Genomic DNA, 13,535 nt, shown 5'->3' on the forward strand with positions numbered 1-13,535 from the left:
TCAGCGGCAGGATTGGCAAGGGTTGTTTTTATGTTAGCATCAGGCGCTCGCCGTCTTGCGTCTACTTGGCCTGCCGACATCCCTCGTCCCAAAATCGCCACACTCAAACGTAGAGAGCTCCTGATGACTGCAGAAGACCAACGCCTGAACCTCAGCTACAGTCGTCAAGAAGATTGGCTGCGTTGGGGCCCCTACCTTTCGGAGCGTCAGTGGGGCACGGTCCGCGAAGACTACAGCGAAGGCGGCGATGCCACATGGAGTTACTTTCCACACGATCACGCGCGCAGTCGAGCGTATCGTTGGGGCGAAGATGGAATCCTTGGGATCACCGATCGCAAAGGCAGACTTTGCTTTTCCGTCGCCCTCTGGAACAGTCGTGACCCGATCCTTAAAGAACGTCTGTTCGGTGTGACAGGCCCCGAAGGCAATCACGGCGAAGACGTCAAAGAATGCTATTACTATCTCGATAGCAGCCCGACGCACAGCTACATGCGCGGCCTGTATAAATACCCGCAAGCACGCTATCCCTACGAGGACTTGGTTTCCGTCAGCCAGTCACGCAGTCGTGACGAACCTGAATACGAACTGATTGACAGCGGAGTCTTTCAGGACGAGCGTTACTTTGATGTTCAAGCCGAATACGCCAAGGCCGGCCCCAATGATCTGTTGATCAAACTCACGGTCACCAATCGCGGTCCGCAAGCGGCCGTGCTGCATCTTTTGCCCCAGTTCTTCTTTCGTAACACGTGGACTTGGCAGTGCACCGACGAAGGTTGCACCACGCGTCCCAGCATGCGGCAAAAGGGAAACGTCGTCCAAACCTTTCACGAGACGCTGGGCGAGTTTTGGCTGACCTGTGATGGAGCGACAACAACCAGCAACGGCACATGGCTCTTCACCGATAACGAGACCAATTCAAAGCGTCACCCGGGCCTGCCATCGGAGTCGGAATTCTTCAAAGATGCGTTTCACGAATACGTTGTGCAGGGCAATCTGCAAGCCGTGAACCCGGATCAAAACGGTACCAAGTGTGCCTTCTATGGTCTGGATCTATTGCAACCAGGTGCCTCGCTGACGATGCGGTTGCGTCTCAGTCAGGTCGAAAGCCCGATCATTGCAGAAACCTGTGGTGGAGACGTTCAGCGTTTCGCCGAAGAAGCGATCGGCGACAACTTCGAACAGGTCTTTGCCGAACGGATCAGCGACACCGACGCGTTCTATGAAAAAACCATTCCAGCAAACATTTCGGCCGACGATCAACTGATCATGCGGCAGGCCTACGCCGGATTGCTGTGGACGAAACAGTTCTACCAATACGTGGTTGACACTTGGCTGGACGGCGATCCCAATGGCGTCCCCATCCCGGCTTCTCGAAAAGCGGGACGCAATCACGAATGGCGACATCTGTTTAACCGTGACGTGATTTCGATGCCGGACAAATGGGAATACCCCTGGTACGCAGCCTGGGATCTGGCGTTTCACATGATCCCCATGGCGAAACTGGACATCGAGTTTGCAAAGCAGCAAATGATCCTGTTCCTACGGGAATGGTACATGCATCCCAGCGGCCAAATCCCAGCCTATGAATGGCAGCTCGACGACGTGAACCCGCCGGTTCACGCCTGGGGCGTTTGGAAAATCTATGAAGCGTCCGGCCCGGAAGGGAAACGTGACACGAAATTCCTAGCCAAAGCGTTCCAAAAGCTGTTGCTGAATTTCACGTGGTGGGTCAATCGCAAAGATCCGCGCGGTAAAAACATCTTCGCAGGTGGCTTCCTTGGGCTGGACAACATCGGCGTATTCGACCGCAGCAAGCCCTTGCCGCACGGGCACCTCGAACAAGCCGACGGCACCTCATGGATGGCGTTTTATTGCGGCACGATGCTAAAAATGGCCATTGAACTGGCCCCCGAGAGTGAAGCCTACGGAGACATGGCCAGCAAGTTCTTCGAACACTACGTTGCCATCGCCGAAGCAATGAACTGCATGGACGGCACGGGACTGTGGGACGACAAAGACAAGTTCTACTATGACCATCTCTATGCCGATGGCAAGTCGATCCCGATTCGAGTTCGCTCGCTGGTTGGATTGCTGCCCATCATGACTGGCGTGATCTTAGATGAAGAGATCATCGCCAAACTCCCCGGCTTCAAAAGCCGAATGGAATGGTTCCTAAACGCCAACGACGACTTACCCAATCACATGACCTATCGCGAAGGGGAAAGCCCTACCGATGGAAAGGTCACTCAGCGCCTGATGGCCATTCCCAGCCGCGAACAGTTCCAAAGCCTAATCAGCGTCATGCTAGACGAAGACGAATTCCTGTCACCGTTTGGGATTCGCAGCATGTCTAAGGCTCATGGCAAAGAACCGTTCATTTTTGACTTTGGCGGCCAACGCAATGAAGTCTGCTATCAGCCCGGGGAAAGCAATAGCGGCATGTTCGGTGGCAACAGCAACTGGCGCGGTCCGGTCTGGTTCCCGATGAACTTTCTACTGATCGAATCGCTGAAGAACTACTACAGCTTCGTTGGCGATGCTGTCAAAATTGAATGCCCCACCGGCAGCGGCAACCAAATGACTTTGCTGGAGGTGACGCAGGAACTTGAGCGCCGCTGTGCCTCCCTGTTCGAACGCGGCGCTGATGGCGCGCGTCCGGCCCACGGTACTGAGTCACGCTACGTCGATGATCCACACTGGAAAGACTTGATCCTGTTCTACGAGTACTTCCATGCCGATAGTGGCCAAGGCTTGGGGGCCAGTCACCAAACGGGCTGGACCGCTCTGGTCGCTTCGATGCTGGGAACGTAGTGCTCGCACCAGCCAAACACAGGCCACGCCCAGCATGACGTGCCTTCGGGGACGATGGGGCTCATGGTCAACCGCATCTGCTGGGCAGATCGGGCGATCGCGTGAAAAGGGTTCTGCGACAAACGCCCACGACGCTAGCGGGTGGAATGTCGACACCAACCGAGGGCACCGAACCAACCGAGGGCACCGCGTTCGCATCGGAGTCAAGCAAAAGGGGTCTGCCGAGAGGGCAAAGGGGGACTACAATAGTTCTCATCCTTCCCCATCCTTTTCCCCTCCCTCTCCCCTGCTTGCTCATGAATGGTCTCAACGTTTGGTCGCTGGCCAAGACGTCTGTGTTTCGCCTCGGCTTGGTCTCTGCTGTCTGCCTGACAGTTTCGCTATGGTCCACCACTCGCTCGGTCGCCGCACCGCCCTTGCAATTGAAGGACGGCGATCGCGTCGTGCTGATTGGCGATGGCTTGATTGAACAGGAGCAATACTTCGGCTGGGTCGAAGTCATGCTGACAACGGACTTCCCGGATGCCGACGCCACGTTTCGCAACCTGGGCTGGAATGCCGACCGCCCCGACGGTGCCTCGCGGTTCGGGTTAAGTCTCTTGCAAGCGGGCCATGAACCGGCTGACGAAGGTTTGAAACAATTGCGCAAGCAGCTTGACCTGACCCAACCCACCGTGGCCATCCTGGGCTACGGGATGGCTGTGGCGTTGGAGATCTCAGAACTTGACGCCGCTGATCGTCCGGCGGCGTTGGAACAGTTCGGCAAACAATTGCATGACTTGATCGTCCAGATCCAGAGCACACAGCCCAACGCGCGATTCGTGTTGCTTTCGCCGATCGCACCGGTTGGCAACAGCGTCCTGACCAAGGATGTCCTTGATGCCGTCTGCGAACGGATCCAGCAAGAAGCCCAAGAACATCATGGCTTGTACGTTGACCTGACCAACGTTGCTTTGGAAAGCGCTGACCGCAAAGACCCCATTCACTTGAATGCCGGCGGTTACAAAAAACTTGCCACGGCCCTCGAGAGCTCACTGCAACTGCATGCATCGGGCTGGCAAAAAAGCAAAGAAACTGACGCACTTCGTGAGATCATTCTGGAAAAGAATCGCCTCTGGTTTCACCGCTCACGTCCGGCCAACATGGCGTACGTGTTTGGTTTCCGCAAACATGAACAAGGGCAAAACGCGGTTGAGATTCCTCAGTTCGATCCATTGATTGCCGAACAAGAGAAACGCATTGCCGCTCGACGTTCGCTTCAGCCCTCTGAAGTCACGCTGCCTGCCGCCCCGTTGAAATCGCAGTACGCGAAGTTCACGCCTCAGCCCAAACCTGAATTCGTGGTCGCTGATGGCTTGGAAGTCACGCTCTGGGCCGAAAACCCGTTGCTCAATAAGCCGATTCACATGAACTTTGATGCGGCCGGTCGATTGTGGGTGGCCAGCAGTGAAGCCTATCCCATGATCGAAGTTGGCCAAGCCATGCCCGACAAGGTCTTGATCTTGGAAGACAGTAACGGTGACGGAACCGCCGACAAGTCTTCGGTCTTTGCTGATGGCTTGCTGATCCCAACCGGAATCGCTCCTGGTGACGGCGGCGTGTACGTTGCTCAAAGTACCGACTTGCTGTTTTTGAAAGACACCGATGGTGATGGCAAGGCCGATCAACGACGACGTGTACTGAGCGGTTTTGGCACCGAAGACACCCACCACAACTTGCACACCCTGCTGTTTGGTCCCGATGGACGACTGTACATGAATCAGTCCATCTACACTCGCACCGATACCGAGACGCCTTACGGAGTTGAACGCTTAAAGGCCGGTGGTGGGTTCCGCGTGGACACACAAACCATGCATACCGAAGTCTTCTTCCAAGGCTTGGTCAACGCCTGGGGGCATCAGTTTGATCGTTACGGCAATTCATTCATGACCGATGGAGCTGGATTTTCGGGGATCGCTTACGTGTTCCCCAAAGCTCGCTTCAACCCGACGCCCAAAGCACGTCGCGTGATGAACTTGATTAGCCCAGGTCGCTATCCCAAGTTTTGCAGCGGTGAAATCATCAATTCAAAATCATTCCCCGAGTCGTGGCAAGGTTCGTTCGTGACCTGTGACTTTCGTGCCAACCGCGTCACGCGATTCTCGCTCTCACCCGACGGCGCCGGCTTTGTCACCACGCAGGAAGCCGATTTGATCCGGACTTCAGCAAGCAGTTTTCGCCCCATCGATGTGAAACTTGGCCCCGATGGAGCTTTGTATGTCGCCGACTGGTCCAACCCAATCATCAACCACGGGGAAGTCGATTTTCGCGACCCTCGCCGTGACCGCTGGCATGGTCGCATTTGGCGAATCACGGCCAAGGACCAACCGCTTCGTCAGGCAGATGATCTCAACCAAGCCAGCGATGACGTTTTGGCCAAACACCTGTTTAGTGAAGATCAATACTTGATCGCGCAGGCACGCCGCTTGCTGAAAGAGCGCGGGCGAACCTTGTCATCCCAACAGCAACAAACGCTGTTAAAGATGCTCAGTGAAGCCGCTCAAACATCGGTCGACAAATTGCGTGTGGTGCGTTTGTCGGCAGCCATTGGCCAGCCGAACCATGCCGCTTTAAAAACGCTGTTAACCGACGCTGATGCGAACGTCCGCGGTGCTGCCATTCGCATCGTCGGCCAGTGGTCACAACCGGGTGACCCACAAGCCAGCCTGAACGCTAAACAAGCACGCCAATGGTTGTCCGAAACGATTCGCGATTCGGAACCACGAGTGCGACTGGAATCGATTGCCGCGTTGACTCGACACTCCGATCTGGCTTCCGTTCAACTGGCACTGCAAGCGTTGCAGTCACCTGTGGACCGCTTCATCGACTTTGCTCTCTTTGTCGCCGTCGAGAATCATGAAGATGCGCTGATCGAAAGCCTGCAAGATCCAGCCTGGTTGAAACCTGAAAACCAATCACAGCTGGAATACGTTTTAACAGCCGTTCAACCGGCCAAGGCGTCTGCGTTCTTGCAGCAATACTTGACGAAGAACGCTATCCCCAAAGATGGATCGGGGCCGTGGATTGACTTGATTGGCAAGGCAGGCGGCCGGGCGGAACTCACCAGCCTGATGACGGCCGCACTTGAGAATCGCCTGGATCAGGCAACGACGGCAAAAGCACTCAATGTGCTGCGTGATGCCATTCGTCTGCGCCGGGCTCAGCCGGAATGGAACGGCCAGCACGCCGTCGCGTTTCGCAATCTGATTCGACAGGGAACCCCAGAACTGCGAAGTGCCACCATGCAACTTGTTGGCGTCTGGAAACGTGCTGGCTTGATGCCGGAACTGGTCGCCATCGCCAGTGACGATCAACAGCCCGCTTCGCTTCGCAACGTCGCGGTGACCTCGATGCAATCCTGTGGAGGTCCAGCGGCGGCAAAAGCCTTGCTCGCTCTTAGTCAGCGTGACTTGCCAGCATCAATGCAGTCAACCGTGGTGACCGGCTTGGCCGCCGTGGCACCCAAGCAAGCGGCCGCTCCCTTCCTGACACTGATGGAATCCGCTGAACAAGAACCCGTCGCCGTCGGACTCTGGCGAACCATGCTGGCGGCTAAAGATGCTGAAGCGATGCTACTGGCTGAACTTCCCAAGCATGCGATCAGCCAGACAGCCGCTCGTGCGGGCGTTCGTGCCGCTGAACAAGCCAACAAGAAGCAACTGGCTGAAGCACTGATGCCATTGAGCGGACTGTCTGCCACGGCTTCGGACTGGAGTCCTGAAGTTGCCAGACGCTTAAAGATTGATGCGGCCAAAAGCGGCGACGCGATGCGAGGTGAACTGGTTTACCGACGCAGTACCCTGCAGTGTGCCGTGTGCCATAGCATTGGCGGCGTCGGCGGGAAAGTCGGTCCAGACATGACCAGCCTTGGTACCAGTGCTCCGGTGGATTACATCATCGAATCGCTGTTCGATCCCAACGCAAAGATCAAAGAGAACTATCACTCGGTCAATGTTTTGACCATCGATGGCCAAGTCATTGCTGGGATTGAATCAGAGAGCACCGATGACGAAATGGTACTGTTAGATACCACGGGGAAAACCATCCGAATCCCCAAGGCCGACATCGAGCATCTCAAGCAAGGCAAATCACTGATGCCGTCCAACCTGCTGGACCGTGTGTCTCGTCAGGACCAGTTGGACTTGATCCGATTCCTGTCCCAGTTAGGGCGACCAGGCGACTTTGACGCCAGTCGCCAAACCGTTGCTCGCCAAATTGAGATTTTCCCCGGCACTCACCGCTTTGAACAAGCGGGCAACGCAGGCGTGATCTCCGGCGAAACGAAGCAGGGCTGGAAACAGCTCCGCACGCGAGTCAGCGGCAAGATTGACCGGAAGATGATTGAGGAACTGACCAATCAGAGATTCAACCTCTCGCTGGTCAATCTCTATGTTCGCACCGAGTTCCAGGTCGCCTCCGACAGCGAAGTGACGTTTAATCTGGAAAACCGTCAAGGCGCCAAATTATGGATTGATGGCCAGCCGGTCGGTAAGGCCGGCGAGTCGATTAACGTCAGTAGCGGCCGTCACAGGTTGCTGCTCCAAATCGATGCCCGAGACTTGCCAGATTGGCTCCGCATCGGCGGCGACAACGTCACCTTCGTGGCCGACTGAGTCGCCGGGCTTCAGCAAATTCTCCATGCCCCAACCGTGACCGCCCGCGTCGCTGTTGGGGTTTTTTATGGCAGAAAACACAGTCGCCTGCGCAGTGGGCTTGTCTTGACAGAGGTGCTGGGACGCGCAACGCCTAGGGAAGGTGCTGGGTTATGGATTCCCGATGCGAATCAACTTTTCCTTTCGCTCTCCGCCCTCGCGAAACCCACATCGCATCAGCAAGCTGTTGTCGGCCACTCCAGGACTGGCATAACTGTCACTGCCGAGCACATTGACGGCAACTTCTTCATACTCATCTGGATTCGCTTTGAAGACGTACGTGTTCCCTTTCAGGTCGGCAACATACAACAGATCGCCGACCAGGATTGGTGAACTGCTAAAGTTGCCGCCCAGGCGTTCCTTCCATTTCACATCGCCCGTCTTGCCATCCCAACACATCGCGATGCCAGAATCGGTGACGGTGAACAAATAGTCACCCGCAGCCAACATCGACGGTTCATAAACCTTGGTCGAATCACTCCATTGTTTTTCACCCGATGCATTGATGCAGACCGTCTCTTTATCGGGATACCCGCCGGAGGCAAAAATCAAGTCGCCGCTGGTCACAACGGTGCCGCAGGTCGATGCGGCGATACATGGCGTGCTCCAAAGTTCCTTGCCGGTCGCAGGATCATAGCTTGCCAATTGATCACCACCGGTGATCAACAATTGATCTTTGCCAGCGATGGTTTTGACCAATGGCGTGGAGTAACTACTGATGGGCCCACGACTTTGTCGCCAAGCGATTTCGCCAGTGCTAATTTCAAGTGCCGTCAGGTAAGCGCCGGCGGAATGATCGACAGCAACGATCACCCAAGACTGATACAGCACTGGTGAGGGAGCATATCCGAATCGCGACACAAACTGACCAATGCTCTTTTGCCAGACAATGTTGCCATCAAGGTCTAAGCCAGAAACATAGATTTGTCCGTTGTTAAAAAATGCCACCACGGCCATGTTGCCATCGGAGGCAAAGGAGCCGTTGGCATTGGTCCCTTTCTTGTGAATCTCCCTGGGGGCAGGGAAGTTGCCTTCATGAACCGTGGTTTGCCAAAGCTTCTGGCCGGTTTGCAGATCATAGCCCAAAGCAATCTGCTTGGATTCAGCTTCGATTGCCGACGCTAATAACACGGTATTGCCAACGATGATCGGGCTGCTGTGCCCACGACCAGGAACATCGCTGGTCCAAAGCACGTTCTCCGATTCACTCCAGTTGGTCGGCAGTTGCTGATCCGTCACATGCCCATCACCCTCTGGGCCTCGCCATTGTGGCCAGTGCAAAGCGTTGTCGGAACCAGTGGACGTCAGGGTAACACCACTACTGGTGGCATCAATTTCATCCACAGGAATCTGCCGACCGCAACCCTGCGAGACGACAAGAACAGCAGCGCAACAGCACGCCGTGACAAGACTTCGGAAACCAACTTGGCAACGCATGGAACAATCAACGGGTTGAGGGGAGCGATCAACAGAACGTCACGCTAGTATAGCCTTTCGAAAAGCCGCGCAAGGAAAACCGCAGCAAGCCGTGCTTGCACCGGCCGCAGTCGCATTGTGTCGCGGACGCGGACGCGAACTCAATCGTCGTTCTTGCGAGCCCGCTTTTTGGCCGCCAACAAACGCTCGGTATAGCTCGCTTGTTCCTTCGGTACGTCCATCGAGGGCTGACCGCTGGGTGTCGCATTGCCTTTCCCGGGCAAACCGGTGGACTGGCCGAGCGATTGCAGCTCCTCAGCTCCGTCCTGTCCTGCGTCGACCTGCGTGGGATTAAAACGCGCACTTGCTCGTCGTTTTTCGATCCCTTGCTCTGCCTCCGTTTTGCTTTTTTGCAGAGCATCCAACCGAGACATAACGGTTTGATCGTCATTGGAGTCACCGCGAAGCCGACCGATGGATCGTCCGATCCAACTCAAGTCAAACGCAACCCGCCGAATCAGCACGTCGCCAAAAAACACGACACATCCAGCAAACACAAACCAGTGCCAAGTGTCCCGGATGCTGCGTGCTGGAGCCAGTCCGGTACGAAAAGCGTCGGTTTCTACCAAGTCTTTGCTGACGCGAGATTCCAGCGGCGGCGTGACATTCCCAGCGGCACCACCTTTGGGTTCAATCGCCGCCAACGATTCGATCAGCGCGAGGTTGGTCTGATTGACTCGGTATTCGTCGCTGTAGGGCACCGTGACGCCGGTTGTCAGTGGAGGTGCTCCCGGTCCTGGCACAACGGTGACAAGGTAGCTGCCCGCTTTGGTCGCTGGAAATGATCCGGCATAACGCCCGGGGGCAACCTGTCGAATTCGCAAGGGAGCTGGATTCAAATCGGCGTCCAACACGGTGGCTTCCATCTCCAGGAAATCCAAGAACGAATCGTCTTTGCTCAACGCATTGACGACGACTTGCACTTCACCATCGTTGACCGAAGTCGCAACATTGAATTTGCCGGTGTCACCTGTCGGACGCATCAGCCAACGAACGAGCTGACTATAAAACTTATCGCCGTCCTCCCAGTCGTTCCATGAACTTGACCAACGGGCGCCGGCATCAGTGGTCAACACAGCGGTGCGTCCCAGACCATAGGTCCAAGCCGCCAGGATCGTGGCGTTCTCTTTTTCCGCAGGCACGTCGCTTTGAACCAACACACGCGCCAAGGCGCTCTCTTTGGTTTGCGTCAGCACAAAGCCGGAGATCGGCGGGAACAGCGGATTGACTCCGTCAAGCATCGCATGTGGAAAGACCTTCTCAGGGTGCGCCCCACCGGGCGGTTCAATCACCAACGGTTTTGAAACTCGGCGGGCTTCCTTTTGAAAGATCTTGGGCAGTGCCCGCCCGCTTTTCACTTGGTAATACTTGCCACCGGTCTGCGCCGCGATGCGTTTCATGCGTGGGCTGCCATTGAGCCCGTGACCGGCAACAGCAACAGTTGTAATCGTGATTCCCGGATCTCCGTTGGCTTGTTTTTGAAAGGCCTGAATGGTGGATTGCTTGGGATCACTGGGATCTCCATCGGAGATAATGATGCAGTGTTTGACAGAAGCCGGCGTGGCTCGCAGTGACTTAACAGCCATCAGCATGGCGGGATCAAACTGAGGCATATCACCGGGAGTCATGCGACTGACCCGAGCCATCATTTCCTTGCGATTATCTCCCACACGCACCATCCCGGGGTTCTTGGCGGTGCTGGTTCCCCACAACCACTGATCTCGCCCAGGCCCCCAGTAAAGCACGCCAGCGAAATCCGAAGCTCCCAGCTGTTCGATGGCCGTTTGGCAAATCACCTTTTGCCAGTGATTGCCTTTGGGCATTTCACAAGCGTGCATGATCAACGCCAAGGCACCGACATGTTCGACTTTGGAGTTCTTGATGGTGAAGTCCACCGGCATCGCTTTTTCAAGTTCAGTGCCTCCCCAGCCACCGGCGCCCAACGCTTCGGGGCCGCCAATCATCAACAGGCCCGCCCCCAGTTGTTGTGTGTTGCGCACCAACATCTCGATCTGTGCGTCGGTGAAGCCAACCACTTCCCGCGTCCCCGTTTCAGAGACACGTGGCGTGCCCGCCAGAATCACTGCATCATAAGCTTGCAACTCGGCCAGCGATCCGAACATCTGCGTGGTCAATTGCTTGACCACTTCGATGTTGTTGTTGCGTAGTCGATTCGCCAGCAAGTCATAATCGTCGGCTCGCTCGGGCTTGGCGTCGACAATCATCAGGACGCGTCCCTTGCCGCGTACATACGTGTAAGCGGTCGCTTGGTTGTTTTCCGATAAGCTGTCGGAACCGTTTTCCGTGGGGATAAACTCGGCTTTATAAACATACGCATCGGGCTGGTCGATCTGATGCTTGATCGGAAAGACATTCTTGCCGGGTTCCAGCGTGATCTCCTCGCTCAACAGGGGCGATTCACGATTGCCGACTTTTTGTTTGACTTCTAAACGCCCTTTGACGGGTTGCCCGCTGGCCCCAGCGGCTGAATAGTTGCTGAGCACAACGCGTGCTTCAAAGGGCTGGCCTTTGCGGATGTCGGTGGGCAGTTCGATTTTTTCCAGCAAGACCTCATTGCCTTGGCTTAGCATCACCGGAACGACGTCCACACCGATGCCCGCCTCCGCCAAACGGGATTTGATCTTACGCGCTTGGCCAAGGTTCTCGTTGCCATCAGTGACAATGACCAGTCGCCGGGATGTATTAGCCGGCATGATCGCCTGAGCTAAATCCAATGCCGTTTCCAAATTGGTCGCGTCGCCCTCGCCACCGGTTGATTCGAGACGCGTATTGAAGATGTTGTCATCGTAGGGCGCGACTTCGATGTCAGCCTCGCGTCCAAACACAATCACACCGGCTTTGTCACCACGTTTCTTATCACGAAACTTGCGGACGTTCTTGACCACATAGTCCAACATCACCTGGCGCGTCGCACTGGGGATGCTGTCGCTCTGATCCAAGAGATAAACAACCGTCATCTGGCGGTTGACGCGAACAAACTGCACGCCCGCGATTGCAAACACCAAAATCGTCCAGACCAACGTTCGCAGCGTCAATGCGAACAGGCGACGGAAACGTCCCAGAACGCGCAGCGATCCGTAACCCACCCACCACAACATTGGCAACGCCAACATTAAAACTAGATAGCTGGGGTATTCGAAACTCAGACGAAACGGCATAGCGATCACTATTTCAAAGGTTGCCTGCAATCCGATCCAAGTTGCGGTTGATCAGAACGCAGATTCTGCACGTCACTACCGACAAAAATTGCCGAGTGCCAGTCGGTTCTAGCATACCCGAAATCCCCGGTCAGATGCGAACAAGCGGCCGATTTCGCGGCAAGCTCCCAGCGGAAGTCATGCGGAATCCACTCGGCATGAAGCGCCCGGCGAAGGCCTGATGATCGCTCTCAGTTGAGCGTCGTAGGATGATCCTGATGGCTGGTCATTGCCGCAGCCGCCTCGACCTCAGAATCGGCCTCTGATTCCGGCATTCGATAGGCCACCATCGCCCAAATCGATGCCAGCAGGCTAGGCAGACCACACACGCCGGCGCCCAGAATGATCAACGACAAAGCAACCAGCGACGGATCCCGAGCAATCTCTTCGGGCGACATCTCTTGCACTTGCTCTAAGTTCTCGGGCGCCAAAACCATCAACAACACACCCAAGCAGTTGTTAAAGAAGTGCGCTGCCATCGCTGGCAACAGTGATCCACTGCGCCAAGACACCAGTCCCAAGTAGATTCCCAGAGGAAACACGGCCAGTGCATGTTTGAAATCCAAGTGCGCCGCAGCAAAAGCCGCCGAGGCAACCAGGATCGCCACCAACGGCCCCCAGCTTTTGACCAGCCGAGTTTGGATGTAGCCGCGAAACAAAATCTCTTCGCAAAACGCGGGCGTCAATCCAATCAGCATCGCCAGCGGAATCATAAAGTCACGGTGCTGGCGGAACATTTCGCCCATCTGTTCCAAGCTTGCACTTTCACCTGGCAGCAGGTTGACCAACGAGGAAGAAATGAATCCGACCACCGGTGTCGCTAAGACGGCAACCGCCCAAACCCACAGCGGCCAATGCCCACGCACCAACCCCAAACGCTGCTTCAGCGGCACTGGAGAGAGCCAAGCGGCACAAAGAGCCGGCAGCACCAAGAACGCCTGCGGCGCGACGATCAGCATCAGCAGCCCGATGCGTGACTGAAACACGGCTTTCATCGTGCCGCCCCAGTCTTGGATCATTTCTTTTGTCGGCACTCCGTGAACGACAATCACCGCCAAACTCATCATCGCAAAACTGGCACCCACCCAACAGCCGATGGACAGAACCAACACGACAAAACTGGTCCACGCCCGAGGCTTGGTCTTTGGCGGCATCGTCGCCTGTGCGCTTCGTTGATCGGCAGGACCTGGAACCGACGCATCAAAGGGATTTAAGGTTGGATCGCTCATAGACTCCGATGACTCGTTCAATTCCTTCGTCCCCAATTGCTGAAAACCAACCAACGGACTAACGCATCACAGACCGATCAGATGGAAACCGTGCTGCGCCGGCGGTTCTC

At 55.8% G+C, this 13,535-nt stretch carries 5 protein-coding genes; 2 read left to right on the plus strand and 3 right to left on the minus strand.

Annotation, left to right across the window (positions count from 1 at the left end):
* Positions 1 to 123 precede the first annotated feature (123 nt).
* Entirely contained in the window at positions 124 to 2,811 is a 2,688-nt protein-coding gene (locus SV7mr_RS19805) for an MGH1-like glycoside hydrolase domain-containing protein (RefSeq protein WP_145275978.1), read from the plus strand.
* Between the two features lie 296 nt (positions 2,812 to 3,107).
* Entirely contained in the window at positions 3,108 to 7,463 is a 4,356-nt protein-coding gene (locus SV7mr_RS19810; protein ID WP_419187645.1) for a PVC-type heme-binding CxxCH protein, read from the plus strand.
* Positions 7,464 to 7,613: 150 nt separating this feature from the next.
* On the opposite strand, the gene SV7mr_RS19815 is transcribed toward SV7mr_RS19810, so the two are convergent.
* The 3 genes from SV7mr_RS19815 to SV7mr_RS19825 all read right to left on the minus strand — a co-directional run bounded on the left by SV7mr_RS19815 (position 7,614) and on the right by SV7mr_RS19825 (position 13,425).
* Positions 7,614 to 8,939: an outer membrane protein assembly factor BamB family protein gene (locus SV7mr_RS19815; RefSeq protein ID WP_145275982.1), complete on the minus strand. Its 1,326-nt coding sequence runs from the start codon at positions 8,937 to 8,939 to the stop codon at positions 7,614 to 7,616.
* A 140-nt stretch (positions 8,940 to 9,079) separates the two neighbouring features.
* The gene (locus tag SV7mr_RS19820; protein WP_419187646.1) at positions 9,080 to 12,157 is read right to left on the minus strand and encodes a VWA domain-containing protein; all 3,078 of its coding nucleotides are present in this window, start codon (positions 12,155 to 12,157) and stop codon (positions 9,080 to 9,082) included.
* A gap of 230 nt (positions 12,158 to 12,387) precedes the next feature.
* Entirely contained in the window at positions 12,388 to 13,425 is a 1,038-nt protein-coding gene (locus tag SV7mr_RS19825; protein ID WP_145275984.1) for a type II CAAX endopeptidase family protein, read from the minus strand.
* Positions 13,426 to 13,535: the final 110 nt, after the last annotated feature.

The sequence above is a fragment of the Stieleria bergensis genome (assembly GCA_007745635.1).
Taxonomy (GTDB): Bacteria; Planctomycetota; Planctomycetia; order Pirellulales; family Pirellulaceae; genus Stieleria; species Stieleria bergensis.

Bases quoted from the DNA above. Each gene is read 5' to 3' on its own strand.
- SV7mr_RS19805 (WP_145275978.1), top strand. From the start codon at position 124: ATGACTGCAGAAGACCAACGCCTGAACCTCAGCTACAGTCGTCAAGAA.
- SV7mr_RS19810 (WP_419187645.1), top strand. From the start codon at position 3,108: ATGAATGGTCTCAACGTTTGGTCGCTGGCCAAGACGTCTGTGTTTCGC.
- SV7mr_RS19815 (WP_145275982.1), bottom strand. From the start codon at position 8,939: ATGCGTTGCCAAGTTGGTTTCCGAAGTCTTGTCACGGCGTGCTGTTGC.
- SV7mr_RS19825 (WP_145275984.1), bottom strand. From the start codon at position 13,425: ATGAGCGATCCAACCTTAAATCCCTTTGATGCGTCGGTTCCAGGTCCT.
- SV7mr_RS19820 (WP_419187646.1), bottom strand. From the start codon at position 12,157: ATGCCGTTTCGTCTGAGTTTCGAATACCCCAGCTATCTAGTTTTAATG.